We start from the raw sequence: 1857 nt of genomic DNA on the forward strand, positions 1-1857 counted from the left end.
TGGATGGGTAGGGGAGCGTCGTGTGCCGGGTGAAGCAGCCGCGGAAGCGAGTTGTGGACGGTTCACGAGTGAGAATGCAGGCATGAGTAGCGATTCACACGTGAGAAACGTGTGCGCCGATTGACCAAGGGTTCCTGGGTCAAGCTGATCTGCCCAGGGTAAGTCGGGACCTAAGGCGAGGCCGACAGGCGTAGTCGATGGACAACCGGTTGATATTCCGGTACCCGCTGTGAAGCGACAGACACCGAGCATCGTGATGCTAAGGCCGTGAAGCCGTTCCGGACCCTTCGGGGAAAGGAAAGTGGTGGAGCCGCCGGCCCAAGCGGTTAGTAGGTGAGTGATGGGGTGACGCAGGAAGGCAGTCCAGCCCGGGCGGTGGTTGTCCCGGGGCAAGGGTGTAGGCCGTGCGATAGGCAAATCCGTCGCGCATCAAGGCTGAGACCCGATGCCGAGCCGATTGCGGCGAAGTGGATGATCCTATGCTGTCGAGAAAAGCCTCTAGCGAGTTTCACGGCGGCCCGTACCCTAAACCGACTCAGGTGGTCAGGTAGAGAATACCGAGGCGTTCGGGTGAACTATGGTTAAGGAACTCGGCAAAATGCCCCCGTAACTTCGGGAGAAGGGGGGCCATCACCGGTGATCCGATTTACTCGGTGAGCTGGGGGTGGCCGCAGAGACCAGCGAGAAGCGACTGTTTACTAAAAACACAGGTCCGTGCGAAGCCGTAAGGCGAGGTATACGGACTGACGCCTGCCCGGTGCTGGAACGTTAAGGGGACCGGTCAGTCAGGATTCGTCCTGGCGAAGCTGAGAACTTAAGCGCCAGTAAACGGCGGTGGTAACTATAACCATCCTAAGGTAGCGAAATTCCTTGTCGGGTAAGTTCCGACCTGCACGAATGGCGTAACGACTTCTCGACTGTCTCAACCATAGGCCCGGTGAAATTGCACTACGAGTAAAGATGCTCGTTTCGCGCAGCAGGACGGAAAGACCCCGGGACCTTTACTACAGTTTGATATTGGTGTTCGGTTCGGCTTGTGTAGGATAGCTGGGAGACCGTGAAGCCGCCACGCCAGTGGTGGTGGAGTCGTCGTTGAAATACCAGTCTGGTCGTGCTGGATGTCTAACCTGGGTCCGTGATCCGGATCAGGGACAGTGTCTGATGGGTAGTTTAACTGGGGCGGTTGCCTCCTAAAGGGTAACGGAGGCGCCCAAAGGTTCCCTCAGCCTGGTTGGCAATCAGGTGGTGAGTGTAAGTGCACAAGGGAGCTTGACTGTGAGACCGACGGGTCGAGCAGGGACGAAAGTCGGGACTAGTGATCCGGCGGTGGCTTGTGGAAGCGCCGTCGCTCAACGGATAAAAGGTACCCCGGGGATAACAGGCTGATCTTCCCCAAGAGTCCATATCGACGGGATGGTTTGGCACCTCGATGTCGGCTCGTCGCATCCTGGGGCTGGAGTCGGTCCCAAGGGTTGGGCTGTTCGCCCATTAAAGCGGTACGCGAGCTGGGTTTAGAACGTCGTGAGACAGTTCGGTCCCTATCCGCTGCGCGCGCAGGAGTCTTGAGAAGGGCTGTCCCTAGTACGAGAGGACCGGGACGGACGAACCTCTGGTGTGCCAGTTGTTCTGCCAAGGGCATGGCTGGTTGGCTACGTTCGGGAGGGATAACCGCTGAAAGCATCTAAGCGGGAAGCCTGCTTCGAGATGAGGACTCCCACCCACTTGATGGGGTAAGGCTCCCAGCAGACGACTGGGTTGATAGGCCGGATATGGAAGCGCCGTAAGGTGTGGAGTTGACCGGTACTAATAGGCCGAGGGCTTGTCCTCAGTTGCTCGCGTCCACTGTGTTGGTTCTGA

General features: G+C 58.2%; 1 rRNA gene (running past one end of the window). It reads left to right on the forward strand.

From position 1 onward, the window contains the following. Positions 1 to 1827: ribosomal RNA gene (locus JL475_RS37925) — 23S ribosomal RNA — on the forward strand (it extends 1371 nt beyond the left edge of the window). Positions 1828 to 1857: the final 30 nt, after the last annotated feature.

The organism is Streptomyces sp. M2CJ-2, from assembly GCF_016757295.1.
In the GTDB taxonomy this organism is placed as follows: Bacteria; Actinomycetota; Actinomycetes; order Streptomycetales; family Streptomycetaceae; genus Streptomyces.